The following is a 26,252-nucleotide window of genomic DNA, read 5'->3' on the forward strand; positions in this document are numbered from 1 at the left end:
GATGACGACGCTCGATCCGAAGCTGCCGATGGTGCGCACCGCCTGTCCTTATTGTGGCGTCGGTTGCGGCGTGCTCGCCACGCCCGACGGTCGCGGCGGCGCGGCGATCTCCGGGGATCCTTCGCATCCGGCCAATCTCGGCCGGCTCTGCTCCAAGGGCTCGGCGCTCGGCGAGACGCTCGGGCTGGAGAGCCGGCTGCTGTACCCGATGATCCGCTGCAAGGGCGGAATGCAGCGGGTGGCCTGGAGCGATGCGCTCGATCACGTCGCGACCCGGCTGAAGCACATCGTCGCCCGCGACGGCGAGGATGCAGTGGCGTTCTATCTCTCCGGCCAGATGCTGACCGAGGACTACTACGTCGCCAACAAGCTGATGAAGGGCTTTCTCGGCTCGGCCAATGTCGACACCAATTCGCGGCTGTGCATGGCCTCGTCGGTCGCCGGCCACCGCCGTGCCTTCGGCGCCGACACCGTGCCCGGCACCTATGAGGATCTCGATCAGGCCGATCTGCTGGTCTTCGTCGGCAGCAACGCCGCCTGGTGCCACCCGGTGCTGTACCAGCGCATGCTGGCCAACAAGCAGGCGCGCGGCGCCAGGTTCGTGGTCATCGATCCACGTCGCACCGACACGTCGAGCGAAGCCGATCTGTTCCTGGGATTGAAGCCCGGCGCGGATGCGGCGCTGTTCTCCGGCCTGCTGGTGCATCTCGCCGACAGCGGTGCGCTCGATCACGACTACATCAACGCTCACACCGGCGGCTTCGACGAGACCCTGGCCCGCGCCCGGAGCCTCGCCGGCAGCGCCGCGGCGACCGCGCTCGCCACCGGCCTGTCCGAGGTCGACGTCGCCGCCTTCTTCAAGCTGTTCCGCGATACTCCCAAGGTCGTCACCCTCTATTCGCAGGGCGTCAACCAGTCGGCGCAGGGCACCGACAAGGTCAACGCGATCCTCAACTGCCATCTTGCGACCGCGCGCATCGGCAAGCTGGGCATGGGGCCGTTCTCGCTGACCGGCCAACCCAATGCGATGGGCGGCCGCGAGGTCGGCGGGCTCGCCAACCAGCTCGCGGCCCACATGGGCTTCACGCCGCCGGACATCGACCGCGTCCGCCGCTTCTGGAAGGCCAAGGACATCGCCACCCATGAGGGTCTCAAGGCGGTGCAGATGTTCGAGGCGATCGCGCGCGGCGAGATCAAGGCGCTGTGGGTGATCGGCACCAACCCCGCGGTGTCGCTGCCGGACGCCGATCTGGTCCGCGCCGCGCTCAAGAAGCTCGAGCTGCTCGTCGTGTCCGAGAACGTCCGCTCCAACGACACCGTCGATGCTGGCGTCCACGTGCTGCTGCCGGCGCAGGCCTGGGGCGAGAAATCGGGCACGGTCACCAACTCCGAGCGCCGCATCTCGCGCCAGCGCGCCTTCCTTGCGCCGGCCGGCGAGGCCATGCCGGACTGGTGGATCCTGAGCGAGGTCGGCAAACGGCTCGGCCACGCGGGCGCCTTCAATTACAACTCTGCGGCGGACGTGTTCCGCGAGCACGCGGCGTTGTCGGCGTTCGAGAACGACGGCACGCGCGACTTCGACATCGGCGCGCTGGCGACGCTCACCGACGACGAATACGACGCGATGGCGCCGGTGCAATGGCCGGCGCGCGCGGGCAGGCCGCCCGAGCCGCGCTTTTTCGCCGAAGGCGCCTTCTTCACCAACGATCGCAAAGCGCGCTTCGTCGCGCCGGAGGTGCCGGCGCTGCGCGGCGAGACCACCGCCGCCCGCCCGCTGCGCCTGAACACCGGTCGCATCCGCGACCAGTGGCACACGATGACGCGCACCGGCTTGAGCCCGCGGCTATCAGCGCATCTGCCGGAGCCGTTCGTCGAGGTGCACCCGGATGACGCGCTGCGCTATGGCCTGATGCATGACGGTTTCGCCAAGGTCACGACCGAGCACGGCCAGTGCATCCTCAAGGTCGTCGTCAGCGAGCGCCAGCAGCGCGGCATGCTGTTCGCGCCGATCCATTGGAGCGCCACCAACTCATCGCATGGCCGCGTCGGCGCGCTGGTCGCCTCCTACACCGATCCGTTCTCCGGCCAGCCCGAGGCCAAGGCGACCCCGGCTGCGATCAGTTCTTATGAGTACGTATTCCGCGGCTTCATCCTGTCGCGCAACGAGCTCACGCTGCCGTCCAACCTGTGGTGGGCGCGCGCGACGGTGCAGGGCGGCTTCGGCTATCTGTTCGCCGACAACGGCGATCTGTCGCGCTGGCCGGCCTGGTTCAAGGCGCGCGCCACCGACGATGTCACGGACTACATGGATGTCGGCGGCGGCGTCTATCGCGCCGCGTCGTTCGCCGACGATCGCATCGAAACCTGTTTGTTCGTCGGCCCCGGCCATGATGCTGGCGACTGGAACGTCGTGAAGACGATGTTCGCCGCCGACCGCCTCGACGACGACCAGCGTCGCACGCTGCTGTCCGGCCGCGCGCCCGACGGCGTCGGCGGCGGCCCGATCGTCTGCGCCTGCTTCGGCGTCGGCCGCGACACCATCTGCGATGCGATCACGGCAGGTGCGCGCACGCCCGCCGCCATCGGCGCGCAGCTCAAGGCCGGCACCAATTGCGGCTCGTGCATTCCGGAGATGAAGCGGCTGATCGCGCAGACGGCCACGGACGCCCCGCCCATCGCGGCGGCGAGCTAGCCGAGAACACTGTCGTTCCGGGGCGAGGCCAACGGCCTCGAACCCGGAATCTCGACATGGTGGAAATGAAACAGCGCAAGACAAGCTCGGGATTCCGGGTTCGACGCTGACGCGTCGCCCCGGAATGACGTGGGTGTGGAAGCGTGTCAGATGCCTTGAGCAGGGAGGGCACCCAATCGACGCCGTGCGCCTCATCCACTATGCTCCCGCGCATGAAGCACAAGACATTCGGAACCGGCGGCGGCGGCGTCTCCGTCATCGGGCAGGGCACTTGGTATCTCGACCACGCCGATCGCCGCCGCGCCATCGCCACGCTGCGGCGCGGCCTGGATCTCGGCATGAGCCACATCGACACCGCCGAGATGTATGGCGATGCCGAGCTCGTCATCGCCGAGGCCATCGCCGGCCGACGCGACGAGGTGTTCCTGGTGTCGAAGGTGCTGCCGAGCAACGCCTCGCGCAAGGGCACCGTCACCGCCTGCGAGCGCTCGCTGCAGCGGCTGAAGACCGACCGGCTCGACTGCTATCTCCTGCACTGGCCGGGCTCCTATCCACTCGCGGAGACGGTGGCGGCGTTCGAGGAGCTCAAGGCGGCCGGCAAGATCGCGTCCTGGGGCGTCAGCAATTTCGACGTCGACGATCTCGACGAACTGCTGGAGGTCGCAGGCGAGGGCAAGATCGCCTGCAACCAGGTGCTCTATCATCTGCAGGAGCGCGCCATCGAGCATGCCGTCATCCCGTGGTGCGGCCAGCATGGTGTTGCCGTGGTCGCCTACTCGCCGTTCGGCCATGACGACTTTCCGGAACGCCGCGGCGCCGGCGGCGAGGTGCTGCAGCGGATCGCGGAGCAGCATGGTGCAACGCCGCGCCAGGTCGCGCTGGCCTTCCTGACGCGGGCGTCGTCGCTGTTCGCGATCCCCAAGGCGTCGCGGCCCGAGCATGCCGAGCAGAATGCGGCGGCCGGCGACATCGAGCTCACCGCGGCCGAGATCGCCGCGATCGATCGCGCCTTTCCGCGCGGGCCGAAGCCGCGTGGCCTGCCCATGCTGTAATGCAGCATCACGGAAAATTACGGATGTTTGCTACCCCGGCGCGTAGCAACGCATAAGTGCTGCCCGCTTCGATGGGTTGTCGCGGCGTCGCGATTGGCGTCTTGTCGGCACTCACCGAATCGTCCTGTTTCCAAACTTCCGAGTTCGACCGTGACCCCGCCACCGAGTGCGGCCGCCGCCGCGCGCCTCGACGACGTGCCGACATCCGTGCAGGAGAAGCCGCAGGCCACGCGCAAGCGCGCGCCCGCGCGCGCCGACCGGCCGTTCCGCGGCATCGCGCTGATCCTACTGTCGACCGTGTTCCTCGGCACCTCGGACGTCACCGCGAAGTATCTGTCGAAGACGCTGCCCTCGATCGAGATCACCTGGATCCGCTTCGTGGTATTCGCAGCGATCATGGTGCCGGCGATGATCCCGGGCTCGCCGCTGTTCGCGATGCGCACCGAGCAGCTCAAGTTCCAGCTGCTGCGCGGCGTTGCGCTGCTCGGCTCGTCGCTGATGTTCATCACCGGTTTACGCTATCTGCCGATCGCCGAGGCCTCCGCGACCGGCTTCGTCGCGCCGCTGTTCGTCACCGCGCTGTCAATCATCTTCCTCAGCGAGAAGGTCGGCCTGCGCCGCTGGGTCGCAACCGCGGTCGGGCTGTGCGGCGTGCTGATCATCCTCCGCCCCGGCACCGGCGCGTTCCATCTTGCCGCGCTGTTCCCGATCGTCTCGGCGTTCGCCTGGGCCTGCACGCTGATCATGACGCGGATGATGAGCGGCCGCGAGCACGCCATCACCATCATGACCTATTCCTCGATTGCCGGCGTCTGCGTGCTCACGGCAATCGTGCCGTTCGTATGGACCACGCCGTCCTGGCAGGACATCGGCTTCGGCGTGCTGGTCGGCGTCGCCTCGACCATGGGGCAGTGGATCGTGGTGCTGGCATTCCGCTATGCCGACGCCTCGGTGCTGGCGCCGTTCTCCTACACCCAGCTCCTGTGGGTCAGCATCCTCGGCTTCCTGGTGTTCGGCGAGGTACCGGACGTCTGGACCATCGTCGGCGCCGCCTTTATCGTCTCCAGCGGCCTCTACACCGCCCATCGCGAGCGCGTCCGCCGCTCGCAACTGCTCCAGGTCGCCGGCGAGAGCTCGCCGAATCCTTGAGCCATCGGTCGCACGCCCCGGGCCATTACGGGGGAGCGACTTTTTGGGTGGATGCGTTGCGTGTCCGCTACACCTGCGATCAAACGCGTAACGTGCTGATTTCAAATAAGAAACAGTAACGCCGTCGATCTCGGCGGGCGCCGTGCGCCTGCTAGGTCTTAAATTGCATCACGGGGTGCAGAGCAAGATCGGGGGATTGCGTGCGGAGGCGGGTCGAAACGGCGGTGTGTCGGACGGCGCGGGCCGTGTGGGGCGCGCTGGGACTCATGCTCGGGCTCTGTGGGCTCGGGCTGACGACGTCGGCGCAGGCCCAGACCGACTACACCTGGGGCGGCACCGGCTCGTCCACCGCGACCTCCGACTACAATCTCTCGACCAACTGGGAGAGCCCGCCGGCCGGCGCGCCGCCGGCATCGAGCGGCCAGGAGGCGCTGTTCGGCGCCACCGGCGCATCGACCATCACGGTCACCGCGCCGATCAATCCGGATTCCTGGATCTTCCTCAGCAACGCCCAGTCCTATTCGATTGGCGGCGCCGACGTGAATTTCGGCGTCGCCGGCTCCGGCTGGGGCTTCATCAACAACGCCAATTCCGGCCAGACGATCACGATCGGCAACAATCTCGGCGAGACCGTTGCCGGCGTGCGCGCCGAGCTGCTCGGCAACAGCACCACGATTCTGCTCGGCACCAACTCCTATTCCGGCGGCACCTTCATCGGCAGCGTCGCGACGCTGCAACTCGGCGACGCCACCCACACCGCCCGCATCATCGGTGACGTGTCGAATTTCGGCATCTTCAACATCGTCAGGGCCGACACCTCCGGCATCACCTCGCTCACCAATGACGGCGGCACCACCAACTTCCTCGGCGCGAACTCCGCCGGTGCGATGACGATCGTGAACCAGTCGATCGCCACGACCGCGTTCGGCGTCGCCGGCGGCACCGATACCGCCACGGCGGGGAACGCCGTGATCACCAACCATCAGGGTCGTACGCTGTTCAACGCCAACACCAGCGCCGGCAACGCGACGATCACCAACGATACGTTCAGCATGCTGGCGTTCGTCAATGCCGCCACGGCCGCCAATGCGGTCATCACCAATGGCGGCAATTCGTACGTGATGTTCGGGATCGGCTTCGGCAGCGACACCCCGTCGGCCGGCAATGCCACCATCATCAACAACATGAACGGCCAGGTCCAGTTCAACGCCCATTCCACCGCGGCGAACGCGACCGTCACCACCAATGACGGCGGATCGACGCTGTTCTTCGATCATGCCAGCGCCGGCTCCGCCACGATCATCACCAATGATGGCGGCCGCACCCGCTTCCTCGACAATACGACCGGCGGCACCGCCCAGTTCGTCACCAATGGCACCGGCGTGGTCGATTTCTCCGGTAGCGTGGGTGTCAATGGCGACGGCCGCATCACCGCCGGCTCGCTGGCGGGTTCCGGCAACTACTACATCGGCGCCTTCAACACGCTGGTGGTCGGCGGCAACAATCTCTCCACCGAGGTCTCCGGCGTGATCGGCGACACCGATCCTTGCGGGTGCGGCACCATCGGCCCAGGCTCGCTGACCAAGGTCGGCAGCGGCAAGCTGATATTGTCCGGCATCAACACCTACACCGGCACGACCACGGTCGATGGCGGCATCCTCGCCGTCAACGGCGCCATCGCCGGCAGCAGCGTCACCGTGAATGCCGGCGGCACGTTCGGCGGCAACGGCATCGTCGGCAGCACGCTGGTCAATGGCGGCGCGCTCGCGCCGGGCAATTCGATCGGGCTGCTCACGGTGCAGGGCAGCCTCACCTTCACGGCGGCCGCGAGCTACATGGTCGAGGTGTCGCCGGCCAATGCCGACCGGGTCAACGTGACGGGCACCGCGACGCTCGGCGGCGCGACCGTGCAGGCGGCGTTCGCCCCTGGCAGCTATGTCAACAAGCAGTACACGATCGTCAACGCCGCCGGCGGCATCAGCGGCACCTTCAACACGCTGATCAACACCAACCTGCCGGCCAACTTCTCTTCGAGCCTGAGCTACGACGCCGACAACGTCTATCTGAACCTGACGCTCGGCACGGCCGGGACCAACACCAACCAGCAGAACGTCACGGACACCACGACCGGCTATTTCAACCGCACCGGCGGCATCCCGCTCGCTTTCGGCGCGTTGACCCCAGCCGGTCTGACACAGGCGTCCGGCGAGATCGCCACCGCCTCGCAGCAGGCGATGTTCGACTCGATGAATATCTTCCTTGGCCTGATGACCGATCCCTTTGTCGCCGGGCGCAGCGCGAACGCATCTGGTCCGGCTGCAGCGTTCGCCGACGCAGGACAGGGCGCCGCGCCGCGCGATGCCTTCGCGCGCATGCCGGTGAAGGCCACACTGGCCCAGCGCTTCGATGAGCGCTGGAGCACCTGGGCGGCGCCGTTCGGTGGCGGTTCGTTCGCCGACGGCAATGCCGCGCTCGGCTCGAACAACGCCACCATCCGCGAGGTCGGCTTCGCCGCGGGCGCCGATTACATCGTGTCGCCGAACTGGCTGGCCGGCTTCGCGCTGTCGGGCGGCGGCACCAGCTTCGGCGTCAATGGCGGCGGCAGCGGCCGCTCCGACCTGTTCCAGGCCGGCGCCTTCGCCCGCTATCGCAGTGGTCCGGACTATCTCTCCGCGGCGCTCGCCTATGGCTGGCACGACGTGACCACCGACCGCGCCGTGACCGTCGCCGGCGTCGACCAGCTCCGCGCCCGCTTCGATGCGTCGGCCTATTCGGCCCGCCTCGAGGGCGGCCGCCGCTATGCCACGCCGTGGGGCGGGATCACGCCCTATCTCGGCGGCCAGGCGACGGCTTACGTGCTGCCGTCCTATGCCGAGCAGGTGCTCTCCGGCGCGGGCACCTTCGCGCTGAGCTATGCCGGCAAGACCGTGACGGATGCGCGCACCGAGCTCGGCGCGCGCGTCGACCGGTCGTTTGCGCTCGCCGACGGCATGCTGTCGCTGCGCGGCCGCGCCGCCTGGGCGCACAATTTCAACCCCGATCGCACCATGACCGCGGGCTTCCAGGCGCTGCCGGGCACGAGCTTCGTCGTCAACGGCGCCGCGCAGTCGCGCGACCTCGCGCTCACCACGGCCTCGGCCGAAATCGCCTGGCGCAACGGCTGGTCGGCGGCCGCCACCTTCGAAGGCGAATTCTCGTCCATCAGCCGCTCCTACGCCGGCAAGGGCGTGGTGCGCTACAGTTGGTGATCGCGCGACGTCGTGTGGCTTGGAGCCGGCGTGCACCGATGCTAGGGGTGCGCTGAGCAACAAGAACAACAGGGAGCACGACGCCATGATCAACCTGACGCCCGAGACCGTCCTGCCCGACGACGGCACCAGCGGCACGCTGGTTGGCCGGGTCTGGCGCCCCGACGTGGACGGACCGGCCGTGGTCGCGGTGCGCGATGACGGTGTTTATGACGTTACCTCGGCTTTCCCCACCGTCAGCGCGCTGTGCGAGCAGGATGATCCGGCGACGGCGCTACGCGGCATGGGCGGGCAGCGCATCGGCGACCTCGCCGCCATCCTCGCCAACACCCCGCCGGATCGCCGCGATCCGGCCAAGCCATGGCTGCTGGCACCGGTCGACCTGCAGGTCCTGAAGGCGGCCGGCGTCACCTTCGCGATCTCGATGCTGGAGCGCGTCATCGAGGAGCGGGCGCGCGGCAATCCGGCCTCGGCCGAGGCGATCCGGAAAGAGGTGGTGCGCCTGGTCGGCGACGATTTCTCCAAGCTGAAGCCCGGCTCCGACCAGGCGATGCACCTCAAGCAGGTGCTGATCGAGCAGAACGCCTGGAGCCAATATCTCGAGGTCGGCATCGGCCCCGATGCCGAGGTCTTCACCAAGGCGCCGACGCTGTCATCTGTCGGCACCGGCATGGATGCCGGGCTGCATCCGAAATCGACCTGGAACAATCCGGAGCCGGAGGTCGTGCTGGCGGTGTCGAGCCGCGGCCGGATCGTCGGCGCGATGCTCGGCAATGACGTCAACCTGCGCGACTTCGAGGGCCGCTCGGCGCTGCTGCTGTCGAAAGCCAAGGACAACAACGCCTCCTGCGCCATCGGCCCCTTGCTGCGCCTGTTCGACAAGACCTTCACGCTGGATGACGTCCGCAAGATGGACGTGGCGCTGAACGTGACCGGCAGCGACGGCTTCGTGCTCGACGGCCATTCCTCCATCAGCAAGATCAGCCGCGATCCGACCGACCTCGTCGCCCAGACCATCGGTGCCGTGCATCAATATCCCGACGGCTTCGCGCTGTTCCTCGGCACGATGTTCGCGCCCGTCAAGGATCGCGACGCACCGGGCCAGGGGTTCACCCACAAGCGCGACGACATCGTCACGATCTCGGCGCCTCAACTCGGTCGTCTCGTCAACCGCATGCGCAACAGCGACGAATGCGAGCCGTGGACGTTCGGCGTGGGTGCGCTGATGCGCAGCCTGGCGCGGCGGAAGCTGATCTGAGGCACGCAGCCTCCACACCCACGATGTCATTCCGGGGCGCGCGACAGCGCGAGCCCGGAATCCATACGCCGCAGCGCTCGTGAGGCAGACGGCCTGAGTTACGATCGCGCTCCATCACGCAGGCTGGTGGTTATGGACTCCGGGCTCGCTCGCTTCGCGAGCGCCCCGGAGTGACGGAGAGACTGGGGGGCTCCTGCGTCATCTCACACATGCCCCGAGGCCATCTGGCTGGCGGCGCGGCGCGGGCGCTCCTGCAGCGATGAGGCGTCGCCCAGCGCGCGCTCGCGCACCAGCGAGAGTGCGTGGTCGCGTTCGGCGGCCGTGCTGCGCCGTGGCTCCGACCGGCGCAGGCCCAGATCGTCGTCGATCGGATCCTTCGGCACCAGCGACAGCGCCCGCTCGAACGGATCGAGCGACGCGTCATGCCCCCTGCCGCCGTCACGGCCCGGCTCAGGCTCGGGCGGACGTCGCGCCACGAGCGTCTTGATGCGGCCGATCAGGCCGGATGGCGCTTCTGGTGGCGCGGAATCGAACGGGTCGGCATAGAACGTCGCGCCGGCCTTCTCGACCATCCCGGCGAGCGCGGTCACCATGCGCGGCGAGCCGCAGGCATAGACGACATCGGAGGCCGTCAGCGTCGGCATGTGCGGCTCGATCCGTCCGGTGCGGATCGAGGGATGATTGACCGGACCTTCCTCGACCGTCGGGATGATCGTGACGTTCGGCAGCCGCGCCAATTGCGCCAGGATCGGCGTCATGTAGAGCTGCGGCAGCTTCTTGGCGCCGGCGATGATCACCATCGGCCGGTTGCGGGACTCGCGCAGCGCCATCGCGGCGATCGCCCAGATCGGCGCGAAGCCGGTGCCGCTGCCGGCGAGGACGAGACGGCCGGTGCCGCCCGGGCGCAGGAACGCATGCCCATACGGCCCCTGGATGCGCAGCCGATGGCCGGGACGGATGCCGCTGCCGAGCGCCGTCGTGACGCGGCCGCCGCGCACGCGCTTGATGTTGAGATGGATGACGCGGCCGCCGATGCGGCCGTCGAACGACGCCGTTGGGCTGTAGGCGCGTGCCGGATAGCCGTTGAAGGTGAACTTGAAGTACTGCCCGGGCAGATAGCTGATGCTCTTCTCCGGAGCGATCATCAGCTCCATGATGTCGGGCGCGACCTCGCGCAGGCCGACCAGCCGCGCCTTGCTGGTGTCGATTTCCGGCACGTCCTCCAGCTCGACGTCGAGATCGGAGACGACGCGCGCCTGGCAGGCATAGATCATGCCCTGCGTATGCGTCTCGCCGCACACCGTCTGGCCCTTGGAGACGTGAACCATGCAGGTGCCGCAGGTGCCGGCGCGACAGTCGAACGGAATCTCGACGCCGTTGGCGAGCGCGCCATCGAGCAGCACGTCACCCGCGCGGACGCGGAACTGGCGGCCCTTGACGGTGACGGTCCTGAAGTTCGACATGGTTCACTCCTCGATCGGATACGCTGTGACGATGGTGGGATGAGACCGCGGGGATTCACGCCTTGCCGGGCGACACGCGGATGAGATTCTTGTTGGCGGTGCTCTCGAACCGGCTCGACCAGTAGTTCGACGCCATCACCGGCCGCTTCAGCCAGCTCACCTTCGGCGAACGCAGCACCAGGAACCAGAAGAAGAACGGCGTCGTGATGAGATGCGAGACCAGCGGAAACCAGTCCGGCAGCAAGGATGCCGGGCCGGGCAGGCGATACCAGTAGTAGGTGCTGATCGCGGCCGCCGCGAAGATGCGATGCATCCGGGTGCGGGCGGCGGGCCTGTAGCGCAGGATGTGCTCGCCGACCCTGAAGACGACGTAGCTGACGAGCGCGGCGCCCAGCGGCCACACATAGGCGGTGATGATCGCGGCCTGGTCGACCTGCTGCGGCGGATAGTCCGGCACTTGATACCAGCCCCAGACGAAGCCGGGGAAGCTGCCGATCAGGAAGTTGCCGAGGAACTGCTGGACTTTGGTGGGCACGCCCGCCGTCGGCGTCAGCTCGGGCGTGGAGTCGGGACACGGATTGCTGCAGGCCTCGCAGATGTTGCAGCGGGCATTCTTGAAGGTCAGGGCGGGGTTGGTGCCGTAGAGCCGCTCGACGGGGTGGATCGGACACAGCGAGGTGCACCAGCCCGAGCGCATTTCGAACACAGAGCCCATCGCGAACGCCATGACCGCGGCCGACAGCAGCATGACCGCCGTCAGCGGACCGTCGACATTGAGTCCGATTCGTCGCATCGGCACGACGATGAAAAGAAGCGTCACGCTGATCACCGCGAGCGTCGCCGCGCCCCATTCCGGCATCCGGATGTTCTGCGAGATGCCCATCTTGTTCGGCAGCAGATGGAATGTCGCCATTGGACAGATGTTGCGCCACAGGCCGGGCGAGATCGTCACCAGCGCGGGCGCGATCGGAATCAGGAGATTCCACATCAGGGCGATGCCGAGGGGAGGGAAGAACAGCAGCAGGTTCACCAGCAGCACGCCGACGACCAGCATGACCGTCTGCATCGTCAGCCAGAATCGCCGCTCGGCCCGTCCGGTGCTGCGGCTGCCGGCCTGTGCGGCCGGCTGATACCTGGCGGGAGCCACCTTCACCGCCACGTGCGCGAGCGGCCGGGCATCTCGATGTTGCGAAGCGTAGTCGTGTCGGGGCGAACGTTGAGCGCTGTTGTTCTGCATTGCTTTCCAGGACGCGAGTTGGTCTTCACGATCGCGCCGACGTCACGTTCACAGGCGCGGAGTTGTTAGTCCCGCAATCCCTGTGACTTCGTGTCGCAGCGCATGCTGTGACGCAGAATCTGACGGCGAGATGTGGCGCTTTTTGACGGCCAATATGGACGTCCCTGGGCCATGCTGCGGTCGGCCTGCGGCCGTTTGATCTGGATCAAATCGAGGAACATCAAGGATTTGATCGGGGGCTGGAGCAGTTTTTCCAGATCGTTTGATCTGGATCAATGACGGCCTCGGCTGTGACGTAGTTCGGGCGTGATCAGGGCAGTGCGCAGATGATTTCGACGCTGCCATAACGACCCGACGGGCAAATCAGATCGCGCGCTAAAATCCTGTCCAGCCGTCAGGCAAAAAATAGATCGCTTGCCGATTTCGTATAATCAGCATTACAGTCCAGCCCGTTCCGTTGCGTCGGAGGGGACGTATCGCGGTCGTCATGGACGTCGGCAGCGGAATGCGATGGGCGTGTGTCGTTGCAGCGTGATCATTCGCGCCGACGAACAATGATGCACGCACGGTCAAGTCGCGCGGTCCTGGCACCCCGATGCTGGTGTCCCCGCGGCGGCGCGCGGACAGCGCGTCGTCGCGCACGGTGGCCAAAAGCCGGCGCACCGGGGAGAACGCGAAGCAGCCGTCAAAACCATCGCGCAGGGAGGGCCGGGCGTCTTCGGCCAGACCTGTGGTACCTGCCGCCTGCATTTTTTCCGCAGGCGGGCCACGGGCGCGGCCAGCGCCCGGCCTTCCCTGCGCCCTTCACGTCATAAGGGCGATGATATCGGCATCACCCGGACGCAACGCGCCGCGGGAGTGAGAACGCATGTGACCATCCCGGTCGGTCCTGGACTCACGATTGTGGCAAATCCGATGACACAACAAAGGTCGTTATTCCGGGACGCGTCGCGCAGCGGCGCGGGCCCGGAATCCATACGCACGATCGTGGTTATGGATTCCGGGCTCGCCCTGCGGGCGCCCCGGAATGACGGCGCAGGGAGAGGGGCTCATGCGAGGTCTCTCATGGCCGAGCGCCAGAGATGGCCGAAAGTCTCGCTTGGCTCTCCGCCGTCGTCCCGGACAAGCGTGCGCAGCACGCGCAGATCCGGGACCCATAACCCCAGGGAGATGTTGTTGCGCACGATGTTGGACCAGTCGTTCTTCGCAACGTCTGCCGCGGAGTATTGGTCCCTGCGTTCGCAGGGACGACAGCTGAGGTCGTGGCGATGGCCTGCCTCACACCGGCAGCGCGATGGAGTACTTCACCTGGCTCAGCGCAAAGCTCGATTCGATCGAGGCGATGCCGTCGAGGCGGGTCAGCTTGCTCTTCAGGAACGCCTCATACGACGACAAATCAGCCGCCACCACGCGCAGCAAATAGTCGCGATTTCCCGTCATCAGATAGCATTCCAGCACCTCGGGCCAGGCCGAGATCGCCTTTTCGAAGCGCTTGAGGTCCTCCTCCTTCTGCCGCGCGAGCTTGATGGAGATGAAGACGGACACGTGCAGCCCGAGCGCCTTCTGGTCGACGGTCGCGAGATAGCGGGTGATGACGCCGCGCTCCTCCAAGAGCTTGACGCGGCGGTGGCAGGGCGAGACCGACAGCCCGACCTTGTCGGCGAGCTCCTGCATGGTGATGCGGCCGTCGGCCTGGAGATGGCCGAGGATCTTGCGGTCGATGGCGTCGAGCTCGGGCATTGGGATAAAATCGCTCAAAGTGGATTCTGAATGGGAAAATATCTCAACAATCGGCAACTGCACGCGAAAAATTGAGAATTATGGCCGGTGCGACAGGATTAAAATCGGCGAATCCAACAAGGCCCCGGGGAGCAGCGCGCCATGGCCACGCCATCCGCATCGTCAGACCGTCTCGACATCCTGAACGCGCTGACCCGCAAGGCGCTGTGGCTGTCGTCCTGGACCATCCATCACGCCAACCACATCCGGCCGAACACCGACGGCCTGAAGGTCGGCGGCCACCAGGCCTCCTCCGCCTCGCTCGCGACCATCATGTCGGCGCTGTACTTCTCGGTGCTGCGCCCGGAGGACCGCGTCGCGGTGAAGCCGCATGCGAGCCCCGTCTTCCATGCCATCCAATATCTGTTCGGCCGGCAGACGCGCGAGAAGCTGGAGAATTTCCGCGGCTTCAAGGGCGCGCAATCCTATCCGTCGCGCACCAAGGATGTCGACGATGTCGACTTCTCGACCGGCTCGGTCGGCCTCGGCGTCGCGCAGACTTTGTTCTCCTCGCTGGTGCAGGACTACGTACACGCGCATGGCTGGATGAAGGGCCGCCGCGAGGGCCGCATGATCGCGCTGGTCGGCGACGCCGAGATGGACGAGGGCAATATCTTCGAGGCCCTGGCCGAGGGCTGGAAGCACGGCCTGCGCAACACCTGGTGGATCGTTGACTACAACCGCCAGAGCCTGGACGCCGTCGTGCGCGAGGGCCTGTGGGAGAAGTTCGAAACCATGTTCCGCAATTTCGGTTGGGACGTGGTGATCGTGAAATACGGCCGGCTGATGCGAGAGGCGTTTGCCGAACCCGGCGGCGAGGCGCTGCGGCGCTGGATCGATAACTGCCCGAACGCGCTTTATGCGGCGCTGTGCTTCCAGGGTGGGGCTGCCTTCCGCAAGCACATCCAGGACGAGATCGGCGATCAGGGCGACGTGACCCGGCTGCTCGACAAGCGCACCGACGACGAGTTGCTGGCGCTGATGAGCAATCTCGGCGGCCACGACATGGCCAGCATGCTTGATGCCTTCGAGTCCATCGACCACGACCGCCCGGTGTGCTTCATCGCCTATACCATCAAGGGCGTCGGCCTGCCGTTCCAGGGCCACAAGGACAATCACGCCGGCCTGATGACCGTCGCCCAGATGGAGAAGTGGCGCGCGCAGCAGAACATTCGCCCGGGCCATGAGTGGGACAAGTTCGAGGGACTGACGCAGGATGCTTCGACGCTGGAGTCGTTCCTCGCGTCGGTGCCGTTCAATCGCGATGGCCGCCGGCTCGATGATGCGGTGTTCGACGTGCCGGAGCGGCTGACCTTCACCGCGGCGGCGCAGATGTCGACGCAGCAGGGCTTTGGCCTGATCCTCAACGATCTCGCCCGCAGCGACACCGCGCTGGCCTCGCGCATCGTGACCTCGTCGCCCGACGTCACCGTCTCGACCAATCTTGGCGCCTGGGTCAACCGCCGTGGCCTGTTCGCCCGCGCGGAGAAGGCGGATTTGTTCCGCAGCGAGAAGATCCCGTCGACCTTCAATTGGGCGGCCTCGCCGAAGGGCCAGCATATCGAGCTGGGGATCGCCGAGATGAACCTGTTCATCATGGCCTCGGCGCTTGGCCTGTCGCACGCCATCAACGGCGCGCGGCTGCTGCCGGTGGTCACCTTGTACGATCCCTTCATCGAGCGCGGCCTCGATGCGCTGAACTACGCCTGCTATCAGGATGCGCGTTTCATGGTGGCGGCCACGCCGTCGGGCGTGACCTTGGCGCCGGAGGGCGGCGCGCATCAGTCGATCGCGACACCGTTGATCGGCATGGCGCAGGACGGGCTGTCGTCGTTCGAGCCGGCCTTCGTCGACGAGCTCGCCGCGATCATGAAATGGGGCTTTGCCCACATGCAGCGCGAGGCAGGCGAGGGCGGCTCGCTCTATCTGCGGCTGTCGACGCGCACCATCGATCAGCCGCAGCGGATCATGACGCCGGAGCTGGAATCCGACATCGCCGCCGGCGCCTATTGGCTGCGCAAGCCGGGACCGAATGCCGAGGTGATCGTCGCCTATACCGGCGCGGTCGCGCCGGAGGCGATCGAGGCCACCGGCCTGATCGGCGAGTCCCGCCGCGACGTCGGCCTGCTCGCGATCACCTCGGCGGACCGGCTGCATGCCGGATGGACGGCGGCGCGCAGCCTGCGGCGGCATCGGCGCGGTGTGCAACATCTCAGCCACATCGAACAACTGCTGGCGCCGCTGCCGCGCGATTGCGGCATCGTCACCGTGATCGACGGCCATCCGGCGACGCTCGGCTGGCTCGGCTCGGTGCGCGGCCATCGCGTCGAGGCGCTGGGGGTTGAGAAATTCGGCCAGACCGGGACGATCGACGACCTCTATCGCCACAATGGGATGGACGCCAACGCGATCATCGATGCGGCCGAGAGCCTCACTGGCGCGCCGGTCCGGCATCGCAAGATGGCAGTGTGAGGGCGGGCCAAGAACGGGGACGCCGTCTCCCTCACCTGGATGAAGGAGACGGCGTCGCAACTTGGATCAAATGTCTACGTACTGAAAGGCTGCGCAATAAGAACTGGCGAAAATATCGGTTCTGAAATCTTATCCGGCGTCCTTTCGAGATGCCGGGATGTCTATGAAGAGGAGATTAGCCAGAGCGATCGAACGGCGATGTGAAGCAGTTCACATCTTGGAAATGAATCTTCGACGGCGGGAATTCTGCCATCCGGAATGATGGCGATCTGGAGGGGGCGAAGGGGACACGCGGTTGCTGCGATGCAAAATGGAGCGGCGACGAAACGCAGGCCGGTCGGCTTGCGCCGGTCGCGGCCTTGCTCCTATATCCGCGGGACGCAACCCCGGTCCCCGCATGTGGCGGGTTCATCCCGCGGATCGCGCGTGCCAGGATGCCGGCCGCGTGCTGCCGCCCCCTCCAGATGCTTCCACGTGAAGAGGTTTTCCGATGGTCAATCGCCTGCAATTCTACATCGACGGCGCCTGGGTCGATCCGGTCGTCAAGAAGTCCACCCAGGTCATCAATCCGGCGACCGAGGAGGCGATGTACGAGGTTGCGCTGGGCTCCAAGGCCGATGTCGACAAGGCCGTCGCCGCCGCCAAGCGCGCCTTCGAGACCTTCTCACAGACCTCGCGCGAGGAGCGCGTCGCGCTGCTCGAGAAGATCATCACGATCTACAAGGGCCGCATGAAGGAGATCGGCGCCGCCGTCTCCGACGAGATGGGCGCGCCGCTGCCGATGGCGGAGAAGCTGCAGGCCGGCGCCGGCCTCGGCCATCTGATGTCAACGCTCGACGTGCTGAAGAAGTATGAGTTCGAGGAGACGCTGCCTGCGTCCGTGGTGGTGCGCGAGCCGGTCGGCGTGGTCGGCATGATCACGCCCTGGAACTGGCCGCTGAACCAGATCGCCTGCAAGGTCGCGCCGGCGCTGGCCGCGGGCTGCACCATGATCCTGAAGCCGTCGGAATTCACTCCGACCTCGGCGCTGATCTTCGCCGAGATCCTGCATGAAGCCGGCGTGCCGAAGGGCGTGTTCAACCTGATCAACGGCCTCGGGCCGGAGGTCGGCGCTGCGATGAGCGAGCATCCGGACATCGACATGATCTCGTTCACCGGATCGACCCGCGCCGGCATCGACGTCGCCAAGCGCGCGGCGCCGACCGTGAAGCGCGTCAGCCAGGAACTCGGCGGCAAGTCGCCGAACGTGATCCTGGAGGGCTCCGACCTGGTGAAGGCAGTGACCGGCGGCGTCATGCATATGTTCAACAACTCCGGCCAGTCCTGCAACGCGCCGTCGCGCATGATCGTGCCGGCCGCGCGCATGAAGGAAGTCGCTGCCATCGCGAAGGGCGTCGCCGACAAGACCAAGGCGGGTGACCCGCGCGGCGAGGGCACCACGATCGGCCCGGTCGTCAATCGCGGCCAGTGGGACAAGATCCAGGCCCTCATCAATAAGGGTATCGAGGAGGGCGCGACCCTCGTCGCCGGCGGCCCGGGCCTGCCGGAGGGCGTCAACAAGGGCTTCTATGTGCGGCCGACCATCTTCGCCGACGTCAAGCCTGAGATGACGATCTCGCGCGAGGAGATCTTTGGACCAGTGCTCGTGATCATCGGCGCCAAGGACGAGAACGAGGCGGTGCGTATCGCCAACGACACGCCCTATGGTCTTGCCGGCTATGTCACGGCCCCGACGATCGAGAAGGCCCGCGAGGTCGGCCGCAAGATCCGCGCCGGCAACGTCAACCTGCAGGGTGTCCCGAACGACCGCACCGCGCCGTTCGGTGGCTACAAGCAGTCCGGCAACGGCCGCGAATGGGGCCGGTTCGGTCTCGAGGAGTATCTCGAGGTCAAGGCCATCGCGGGCTACAAGGCGGCTTGATTGGTCTCCGTCATTGCGAGCGCAGCGAAGCAATCCAGGGGCCGGGAAGGAAGTCTGGATTGCTTCGTCGTTTCGCTCCTCGCAATGACGGCCAATTATCCCCCCAGCGCGCCCTGCGTGTTGACGTAGAGCGCGTAGATCGACTGGCTGGCGGCCATGAACAGCCGGTTGCGCTTCAGGCCGCCGAAGCAGAGATTGGCGCAGCGCTCGGGCAAGGCGATGCGGCCGATCGGGGCGCCGTCGGGCGCGAACACCATGACGCCATCGAGTTCGGGCGAGCCCATCCCCCAGCCGCACCAGAGATTGCCGTCGACGTCGCAGCGCATGCCGTCCGGCGTGCCCGGACCGGCATCGATGTGGACGCGCTTGTTGGCGAGCTTGCTGCCATCGGCGGAGACGTCATAGGCGAGGATCTTGCGGTTCGGTACGCCGCGGGATTCGACGATGTAGAGGATGGATTCATCGGGCGAGAAGCACAGCCCGTTCGGTCCCAGCACGCCCTCGGCGACGATGGTCGCCCGGCCCGTGGCCGCGTCGATCCGGTACACGTTGGCGTCGATCTCGGACTCGGCCTTGTAGCCCTCGTAATTGCCGAGCAGGCCGAAGGTCGGATCTGTGAACCAGATCGAGTCGTCCGATTTGACGACGACGTCGTTTGGCGAGTTCAGCCGCTTGCCGTCGAAGGAGTCGATCAGCACGGTGATGGAGCCGTCATACTCGGTCCGCGTGACGCGGCGGCCACCGTGCTCGCAGGTGACGAGACGGCCCTGGCGATCCCGGGTGTTGCCATTGGCGAAATTGGAGGGCTTGCGAAACACCGAGACCGCGCCGCTTTCCTCCTCCCATTTGAGGATGCGCTGGTTGGGGATATCGCTGCACAACAGATAGCGCCCGTCGCCGAACCACACTGGCCCCTCCGCCCAGCGCAGGCCCGTCGCCAGCCGCTCCACGGCCGAGAGCTTGAGCCAGTATTTCTCGAAGCGCGGATCCAGCGCCTGGATCGCCGGATCGGGATAGAAGGTGGCAGGGCGCCAGCCCTGCGCGTGAGCGTTTCCGTCGGACATTTGGCCGGTCCTGTTATTGCGCGGTTGCGATCTCTGCTATCATTGGCCCGCCACAACCGCAAACCTGCGGACCCAACACGAGGGATGAAATGCCACGTATCTTGATGACCGGTGCGAGCGGTGGAATCGGCACTTCCTTGCGGAAGCTGCTGCCGCCGATCTATCCGGACCTTCTGCTCAGCGACCTGAAACCGCCTGCCGATCTTTCCAGCCAGGAGACCTTCAAGGCGGCCAATCTTGCCGACCTCGCTCAGGTCGAGGCGCTGTGCGAAGGCGTCGACGGCATCATCCATTTCGGCGGCTATTCGGTCGAGGGACCGTGGAACGACATCCTGCAGGCCAACATCATCGGCGGCTACAACCTGTTCGAGGCGGCCCGCCGCAAGGGCGTCAAGCGCGTGGTGTTCGCCTCGTCGAACCACGCGGTCGGCTTCTATCCCCGCCACCGCAAGATCGACAATGACGTGCAGCCGCGTCCCGACGGCCGCTACGGCGTCAGCAAGGTGTTCGGCGAGGCGCTCGGCTCGCTCTATGCCGACAAGCATGGGCTGAAGGTGACGTGCCTGCGCATCGGCAATTTCGGCGACAAGCCGCTCGACAAGCGCCGGCTGTCGATCTGGCTCAAGCCGGAAGATCTGGTGCAACTTTGCCGCATCGGCCTCGAGCATCCCGACATCCATTTTGAAGTGCTCTATGGCGCATCGCTGAACGAGCGCGCCTGGTGGGACAACCAGCGTGCCTATGACCTCGGCTATCGCCCGACCGGCCGCGCGGAGGATTTCCGCGAGCACGCCTTGGCCGAGCAGGCCAAGCTGCCCGCCGATCCGATCGGCGACTATTTCCAGGGCGGCGCGTTCTGCACCACTGAGTTCGACGGCGACACCAGCCGGATCATCGACTGGGGTTGATCCGACCTCGTCATTCCGGGGCGCGTCCGCAGGACGCGAACCCGGAATCTCGATGTGAGAGCGCAAGACAATGTCTGGATTCCGGGTTCGCGCTTCGCGCGCCCCGGAATGACGTTGAGAATGAAAGAAGAGAAGACCATGACCGATGGATTGCGCAAGGGACTGACCGCTTACGGCGATGCCGGCTTCTCGCTGTTCCTGCGCAAGGCCTTCATCAAGGCGGCCGGCTATTCGGACGACGCGCTCGATCGCCCGATCGTCGGCATCACCAACACCTACAGCGACTACAATCCGTGCCACGGCAACGTGCCGCAGATCCTGGAGGCGGTGAAGCGCGGCGTCATGCTGTCGGGCGCGATGCCGTTCGTGTTTCCGACCATCTCGATCGCCGAGAGTTTTGCGCATCCGACCTCGATGTATCTGCGCAATCTGATGGCGATGGAAACCGAGGAGATGATCCGCGCGCAGCCGATGGATGCGGTGGTGGTTATCGGCGGCTGCGACAAGACCCTGCCCGCGCAGATCATGGCTGCGGTGTCGGCCGATCTGCCGACGGTGGTCATTCCGGTCGGGCCGATGGTGGTCGGGCATCACAAGGGCGAGGTGCTCGGCGCCTGCACCGACTGCCGACGTCTCTGGGCGAAGTATCGCGCCGGTGAGATGGACGGCAGCGAGATCGACGCAGTCAACGGCCGGCTCGCTCCTTCGGTCGGCACCTGCATGGTGATGGGCACGGCCTCGACAATGGCCTGCATCACCGAGGCGCTCGGACTGTCCTTGCCGATGAGCGCGACCATCCCGGCGCCGCATGCCGAGCGCTTCCGCTCGGCCGAGGCCAGCGGCCGGGTCGCGGCCGAGATGGCCAAGGTGAAGGGACCGAAGCCGAGCGAACTGCTGACCCCTGCGGCGTTCCGGAATGCGCAGGTGGTGCTGCAGGCGATCGGCGGCTCGACCAACGGGCTCGTGCATCTCACCGCCATCGCCGGCCGGACGCCGCATAAAATCGAACTCGATGCATTCGACAGCATCGGTCGCGAGGTGCCGGTGCTGGTCGATCTCAAGCCGTCCGGCGATCACTACATGGAGCATTTCCATCACGCCGGTGGCGTGCCGAAGCTGATGAAGCAGCTCGGCGATCTCATTGATCTCGATTGCCGCTCGATCACCGGCCAATCGTTGCGCGACATCGTGGCCGCTGCCGAGGACGTGCCGGGGCAGGACGTGATCCGCGCGCGCGGCGACGCGATCAAGCCGGAAGGCGGCCTTGCCGTGCTGCGCGGCAATCTGGCGCCGCGCGGCGCGGTCATCAAGCATTCGGCGGCAAGCCCCAAGCTGCTGCAGCACACCGGGCGCGCCGTCGTGTTCGAGTCGATCGAGGACATGACCTTGCGGGTCGATGCTCCCGATCTCGACGTCTCGGCCGACGACGTCCTGGTGCTGCGCAACGCCGGGCCGAAAGGCGCACCCGGCATGCCGGAGGCGGGGTACCTGCCGATCCCGAAGAAGCTCGCGCGCGGCGGCACGAAGGACATGGTGCGCATCTCCGATGCGCGCATGAGCGGCACCGCCTTCGGCACCATCGTGCTGCATATCACCCCGGAGTCCGCGGTTGGAGGCCCGCTGGCGCTGGTGCGGAGCGGCGACATGATCCGGCTCGATGTTCCCAAGCGCAGCATCGACCTGCTGGTCGACGACGCCGAGTTGGACCGGCGTCGCGCTGCGCTGAAGCAAGCCGCAACGCCCGAATGGGCGGAGCGCGGCTATGCGCATCTCTTCCATGAAACGATCCTGCAGGCCGACGACGGCTGCGATTTCGATTTCATGCGCCGGAAAGGGAAGGGGTGAGCGCAGTCCTACTTTCCCTTGCTGGTGAACCGCTTCACGGCGGCGCGGAATTCATCCGTGTGCATGCAGTTGATGATGGCATCGCGCTCGGCGGCGAGCTGGTCTTCGACCGAGCTGGTTGGCGCGCGATGGATCAGCGCCTTGGTCGCCGCGATCCCCGCCGGCACATTCTGCGCCAGCCGCGCAGCCAGCGCGTCGGTGGCTGCCGCGAGCTCGGGGGCGGGGACGACTTTCGCGACCAAGCCCCATTCATGGGCCTGCGCGGCCGTGAAGCTGTCCTCCGCCAGGAAGATCTGCAGCGCCCGCCTGATGCCCACAGTGGCGACCACGCCAACTGTACCGCCGCCGTCGGGCGACACGCCGAGCTTGGCATAGGCCGGCGTGAAGCGCGCGTCCTCGGCGGCAATGCAGAGGTCGGCGGCGAAGGCGAGCGACATCCCCGCGCCGGCGGCGGAGCCGTGCACGCTCGCCAGCACGATCTTGGGCATGCGCCGCAGGCTCGCGATGAAGGCATGGTAGTGATGCAGCAGTTCGCTGACGACAGGCGTGATGGCGTCGGCCTCGGCGGCAGCGCCGATCGTCTGCAGGTCGCCGCCGGCGCTGAAGGCGCGGCCTTCGCCTTTCAGGATCAGCACGCGGATGGTGTCGTCGGCCTCGACCTGGGCCGCAAGCAGCTCCAAGCGCTTCGCAATCGCAAGGTTGATGGCGTTGAACGCTGCCGGGCGGTCGAGCGTGATGGTCGCGATCGGACCTTCGATGCTCAGGCGGGCAGGTTCCGCTACGGCGTCCGACATTCATACCTCCCGGGGCGTGGCTTTTGTTGCCGCATTTAAACCGTATGGCGGGACCGGTGACAATGCCGGACAAGTCTGCCAAAACCCGGTTCCGTCGGCGTGGACAATGACAGAATGGGGCAGGGTGCAGTGACGAAGGGACCGGTGGTGATCGTGGGTGCGGGGCATGCGGGATTCCAGCTCGCGACCTCGCTGCGTCAGGCAGGCTTTGCCGATCCGATTCATCTGATCAACGACGAGTCGCATCTGCCGTATCAGCGCCCGCCGCTGTCGAAGGCGTATCTGAAGGGCACCGGCGGTCCCGAGACCCTGATGTTCCGACCGCAGAAGTTCTACGCCGACCAGACCATCGATCTCGTCTACGATCGTGCCGTCGCTGTTCAGCGCGATCAGCGCCGGGTGCTGCTCGCCTCCGGTAGGACGCTCGACTATGGGCACCTCGTGTTCGCGACCGGTGCGCGCAACCGGCTGCTCGACATTCCCAACGCCAATCTCCCGGCGGTGCGCTATCTGCGCATTCTCGACGACAGCGAAGCGCTGCGAGGCTTGCTCGCCGATGCCAAGCGGGCCGTCGTCATTGGCGCCGGCTTCATCGGTCTTGAATTCGCGGCGACTGCGCGGATCAAGGGCCTCGCGGTCGACGTGCTCGAACTCGGCGCCCGGGTGATGGCGCGGGCAGTGACCGCCGAGATCTCGGACTACTTCCAGAAGCAGCATGCGGAAGCCGGCGTGCGCATCCATCTCGGCGTGCAGGCCACCAGCATCGAGGCCGACGGCAACAAGGTCACCGGCGTCAGCCTCAGCGATGGTCGGCACATCCCCGCTGACCTCGTCGTGGTCGGCGTCGGCGTGCTGCCGAATGTCGAGCTCGCCGCCGAGGCTGGATTGCAGGTCGCCTCCGGCATCGTCGTCGACGAATATCTGCTCACCAGCGATCCGCACATCTCGGCCATCGGCGACTGCGCCCTGTTCGTCAGCCAGCGCTTCGGCGGGACGCTGCGGCTGGAGTCGGTGCAGAACGCCACCGATCACGCCCGCTGCGTCGCGGCGCGGCTGACGGGCGACGTCAAGCCCTATGACGGACAGCCGTGGTTCTGGAGCGACCAGGGCAATGACAAGCTCCAGATCGCGGGGCTCACCACCGGCTATGACCAGGTCGTTCTGCGCGGTGACCCGGCGCAAAAGGCGTTCTCCGCGTTCTGTTACAAGGAGGGCCGACTGGTCGGCATCGAGTCGGTCAACCGCGCCGGCGACCATATGTTCGGCCGCAAGTTGCTGGCTGCGGGCGGCACCTTGGATGCAGCCAAGGCCGCTGATCCCAGCTTCGACCTGAAGAGCGCTCTGGCCTAGAGCCACGCGCGAACCTCCTCCTCGGTCGGCATCGACGGGCCGGCGCCCATGCGCTGCACCGAGATCGACGCGGCGACGTTGGCATAGCCGATCGCATCCGCAATCGCCGCGCCCTGCGACAGCCGCGCGGCGAGCGCACCGACGAAGCAGTCGCCGGCGCCGGTGGTGTCGACAGCCTTCACCGCGCGGCCTTCGACCAGCCGGGCCTCGGCACCAGAAACCGCGACCGCGCCACGCGCGCCGAGCGTGACGCAGACCGTCTGGTCGTCGCGAGGCTTGAGCGCGCGAACCGCCTCATTCACCTGCTGCGGCGTCGGCGCGTCGCCGAGCTCGATGCCGGCCAGGAAACCGAGCTCGGTTTCGTTGAGCACGAGGACATCAACCAGCGCAAACAGCGTGCTGTCGAAGGCGCTCGCGGGGGCGGGGTTGAGGATCGTGGTGGCGCCGGCCGCTTTGGCACGCTGGAAGAACGCGGCAATCGTCGCTTGCGGGATCTCGAACTGGCTGACGGCCACGTCTCCCGAGGCGAGAGACACCTGCGCCACATCGTCGGCGCTGACCTCGGCGTTGGCGCCTGATATCACCACGATCGTGTTGTCGGCCTTGGCCAGCGTGATGATCGCGGTGCCGGTCGACGCGCTGGCGCTGTCCTTCACGGCGGTGAGATCGATGCCCTGAGCCGTGAGAAATGCCCGCAGCTGCTCGCCGAAGGCGTCGCGGCCGAGCCGGCCGATCAGCGCCGTCGGCGCGCCGAGCTTGGCCGCGGCGACCGCCTGGTTCGCTCCCTTGCCGCCGGGAAAGTACATCACCGACCGGCCGGCGACGGTCTCGCCGATGCGCGGATGGCGCTCGGCCGCCGCCACCACATCCATGTTGATGCTGCCGGCGACGACGACCCGCCCCATCCGCCTGCCCCCCACAACCGCTAGACGCGGGCTTCGAATTCCTGCCGGACCAGCTCGATATCGGCGAGGGTCGGCAGTCCGGCCTCGTTGCCGAGCTTCTGGATCTTGAACGTCGAGGCCGCGCGGGCGAACTCGAAATGCTCCTTCCAGCCCTTCGCCGGATTGGCGAGATACGAATACACATAGGCGCCGTGGAAGACGTCGCCGGCGCCGTTGGTGTCGATCACGCGCTCGCGCGGGATCGGATAGGCGGGCAGCGTATGCACGGCGCCGACCTCGTCATACCAGAGCAGGCCCTTTTCGCCCTGGGTGACGCCGCCGATGCGGCAGCCGCGGCTCTTCAGGTAGTCGAGCATCTTCTCCGGCGTGAGGTCCATCTGCTCGCACAGCCGCTCGGCCACGATCGCGACGTCGATATATTCCAGGAGCTCATGGGTGTTGGTGCGCAGGCCGCCGCCGTCCAGCGAGGTCAGGATGCCGGCCTCGCGGCACAGCTTGGCATAATGCAACGCCGCGTCGGGCTGGTGGCCGTCGACATGCAGCGCCTTGCAATTGCCGAGATTGAGCAGCGGGAACGGGTGGATATGCGCATCGTCGCGGCAGCGCACGATGGCGCGCTTGCCGTCCTTCGGCATGATGAAGGACAGCGAGGAGGCATTGACCTTCCGGGGATGGACGGAGATGCCGTATTTCGCGGTCATGTCCTGGAACATCCGCCCGAGCCAGTCATTGGCGACGGTGGCGATCAGGTCGGGCACGATGCCGAGCTTGGCGCAGCAAAATGCCGCAGTCACCGCATTGCCGCCGAACGAGACGGCATAGTCGGACGCCACGTGCTTCTCGTCCCCCGTCGGCATGTGGTCGGTGATGAACGTCACGTCGATGTAGGTCTGTCCGATGAAGAGGGCCTGCATTGCCATTTCTGTCTCACTAAGGGGTGATCGCGGCCCCGGCGCCGCAGATTAGCAAGCGGTCAAGGCGGATCAACGCTGAAATTCTTCGTCAAATCGTCACCTTGGTGGTTGAGATCGGCCGTCTGCTACCGGTGGCCCCCTGCCGCCGGCGCTCGGGTCGCGCTATGGTTGCCGGCCTGCAGAAGCGCAGATTCGGGAGTG

General features: G+C 66.5%; 18 protein-coding genes. 10 read left to right on the forward strand and 8 right to left on the reverse strand.

What is annotated here, in order from left to right; all coding sequences use genetic code 11:
- The first annotated feature begins 1 nt into the window (after window position 1).
- The 5 genes from QW863_RS16075 to QW863_RS16095 all read left to right on the forward strand — a co-directional run bounded on the left by QW863_RS16075 (window position 2) and on the right by QW863_RS16095 (window position 9,399).
- Window positions 2-2,692, forward strand: a complete 2,691-nt coding sequence (locus QW863_RS16075; RefSeq protein ID WP_315715732.1) for a molybdopterin-dependent oxidoreductase — start codon at window positions 2-4, stop codon at window positions 2,690-2,692.
- 212 nt (window positions 2,693-2,904) lie between these two features.
- Complete coding sequence (locus QW863_RS16080; RefSeq protein ID WP_315715733.1) at window positions 2,905-3,744, forward strand: aldo/keto reductase; 840 nt, start codon at window positions 2,905-2,907, stop codon at window positions 3,742-3,744.
- A 195-nt stretch (window positions 3,745-3,939) separates the two neighbouring features.
- The gene (locus tag QW863_RS16085; RefSeq protein WP_315715821.1) at window positions 3,940-4,893 is read left to right on the forward strand and encodes a DMT family transporter; all 954 of its coding nucleotides are present in this window, start codon (window positions 3,940-3,942) and stop codon (window positions 4,891-4,893) included.
- Between the two features lie 266 nt (window positions 4,894-5,159).
- Window positions 5,160-8,141, forward strand: a complete 2,982-nt coding sequence (locus tag QW863_RS16090) for an autotransporter domain-containing protein (RefSeq protein ID WP_315715734.1) — start codon at window positions 5,160-5,162, stop codon at window positions 8,139-8,141.
- Between the two features lie 85 nt (window positions 8,142-8,226).
- Window positions 8,227-9,399, forward strand: coding sequence for a fumarylacetoacetate hydrolase family protein (locus tag QW863_RS16095; RefSeq protein ID WP_315715735.1), 1,173 nt, complete (start codon window positions 8,227-8,229; stop codon window positions 9,397-9,399).
- Between the two features lie 203 nt (window positions 9,400-9,602).
- Here QW863_RS16095 and QW863_RS16100 read toward each other — a convergent pair whose 3' ends face one another.
- The 4 genes from QW863_RS16100 to QW863_RS16115 form a co-directional block, all read right to left on the reverse strand.
- A complete protein-coding gene (locus QW863_RS16100; protein ID WP_315715736.1) occupies window positions 9,603-10,862 on the reverse strand; it encodes a 2Fe-2S iron-sulfur cluster-binding protein in 1,260 nt (419 codons plus the stop codon).
- A 55-nt stretch (window positions 10,863-10,917) separates the two neighbouring features.
- The gene (locus tag QW863_RS16105; RefSeq protein ID WP_315715737.1) at window positions 10,918-12,021 is read right to left on the reverse strand and encodes a ferredoxin; all 1,104 of its coding nucleotides are present in this window, start codon (window positions 12,019-12,021) and stop codon (window positions 10,918-10,920) included.
- 453 nt (window positions 12,022-12,474) lie between these two features.
- Window positions 12,475-12,849, reverse strand: coding sequence for a hypothetical protein (locus tag QW863_RS16110; protein WP_315715738.1), 375 nt, complete (start codon window positions 12,847-12,849; stop codon window positions 12,475-12,477).
- 528 nt (window positions 12,850-13,377) lie between these two features.
- Window positions 13,378-13,839, reverse strand: a complete 462-nt coding sequence (locus tag QW863_RS16115) for an Lrp/AsnC family transcriptional regulator (RefSeq protein ID WP_315715739.1) — start codon at window positions 13,837-13,839, stop codon at window positions 13,378-13,380.
- 141 nt (window positions 13,840-13,980) lie between these two features.
- Between QW863_RS16115 and QW863_RS16120 the strand changes: the two genes are divergently transcribed.
- Both QW863_RS16120 and QW863_RS16125 read left to right on the forward strand, forming a co-directional pair.
- Window positions 13,981-16,350: a transketolase gene (locus tag QW863_RS16120; RefSeq protein WP_315715740.1), complete on the forward strand. Its 2,370-nt coding sequence runs from the start codon at window positions 13,981-13,983 to the stop codon at window positions 16,348-16,350.
- A 490-nt stretch (window positions 16,351-16,840) separates the two neighbouring features.
- A complete protein-coding gene (locus QW863_RS16125) occupies window positions 16,841-18,271 on the forward strand; it encodes an aldehyde dehydrogenase family protein (protein ID WP_315715741.1) in 1,431 nt (476 codons plus the stop codon).
- Window positions 18,272-18,366: 95 nt separating this feature from the next.
- Here QW863_RS16125 and QW863_RS16130 read toward each other — a convergent pair whose 3' ends face one another.
- Complete coding sequence (locus QW863_RS16130; RefSeq protein ID WP_315715742.1) at window positions 18,367-19,335, reverse strand: SMP-30/gluconolactonase/LRE family protein; 969 nt, start codon at window positions 19,333-19,335, stop codon at window positions 18,367-18,369.
- Window positions 19,336-19,424: 89 nt separating this feature from the next.
- Between QW863_RS16130 and QW863_RS16135 the strand changes: the two genes are divergently transcribed.
- Complete coding sequence (locus QW863_RS16135) at window positions 19,425-20,243, forward strand: NAD(P)-dependent oxidoreductase (RefSeq protein WP_315715743.1); 819 nt, start codon at window positions 19,425-19,427, stop codon at window positions 20,241-20,243.
- A 138-nt stretch (window positions 20,244-20,381) separates the two neighbouring features.
- The gene (locus QW863_RS16140; protein ID WP_315715744.1) at window positions 20,382-22,088 is read left to right on the forward strand and encodes an IlvD/Edd family dehydratase; all 1,707 of its coding nucleotides are present in this window, start codon (window positions 20,382-20,384) and stop codon (window positions 22,086-22,088) included.
- Window positions 22,089-22,096: 8 nt separating this feature from the next.
- On the opposite strand, the gene QW863_RS16145 is transcribed toward QW863_RS16140, so the two are convergent.
- A complete protein-coding gene (locus QW863_RS16145) occupies window positions 22,097-22,882 on the reverse strand; it encodes an enoyl-CoA hydratase/isomerase family protein (protein WP_315715745.1) in 786 nt (261 codons plus the stop codon).
- 114 nt (window positions 22,883-22,996) lie between these two features.
- Between QW863_RS16145 and QW863_RS16150 the strand changes: the two genes are divergently transcribed.
- A complete protein-coding gene (locus QW863_RS16150; RefSeq protein WP_315715746.1) occupies window positions 22,997-24,232 on the forward strand; it encodes an NAD(P)/FAD-dependent oxidoreductase in 1,236 nt (411 codons plus the stop codon).
- Here QW863_RS16150 and rbsK read toward each other — a convergent pair.
- Together rbsK and QW863_RS16160 are read right to left on the reverse strand one after the other, a co-directional pair.
- Window positions 24,229-25,137, reverse strand: coding sequence for a ribokinase (rbsK, locus tag QW863_RS16155; protein ID WP_315715747.1), 909 nt, complete (start codon window positions 25,135-25,137; stop codon window positions 24,229-24,231). The genes QW863_RS16150 and rbsK overlap by 4 nt on opposite strands.
- 20 nt (window positions 25,138-25,157) lie before the next feature.
- On the reverse strand, window positions 25,158-26,051 hold the full coding sequence (locus tag QW863_RS16160) for a sugar kinase (RefSeq protein WP_315715822.1): 894 nt from the start codon (window positions 26,049-26,051) through the stop codon (window positions 25,158-25,160).
- Between the last annotated feature and the right edge of the window lie 201 nt (window positions 26,052-26,252).

Origin of the sequence: Bradyrhizobium sp. SZCCHNR1017, from assembly GCF_032381375.1 — a bacterium.
Taxonomy (GTDB): domain Bacteria; phylum Pseudomonadota; class Alphaproteobacteria; order Rhizobiales; family Xanthobacteraceae; genus Bradyrhizobium.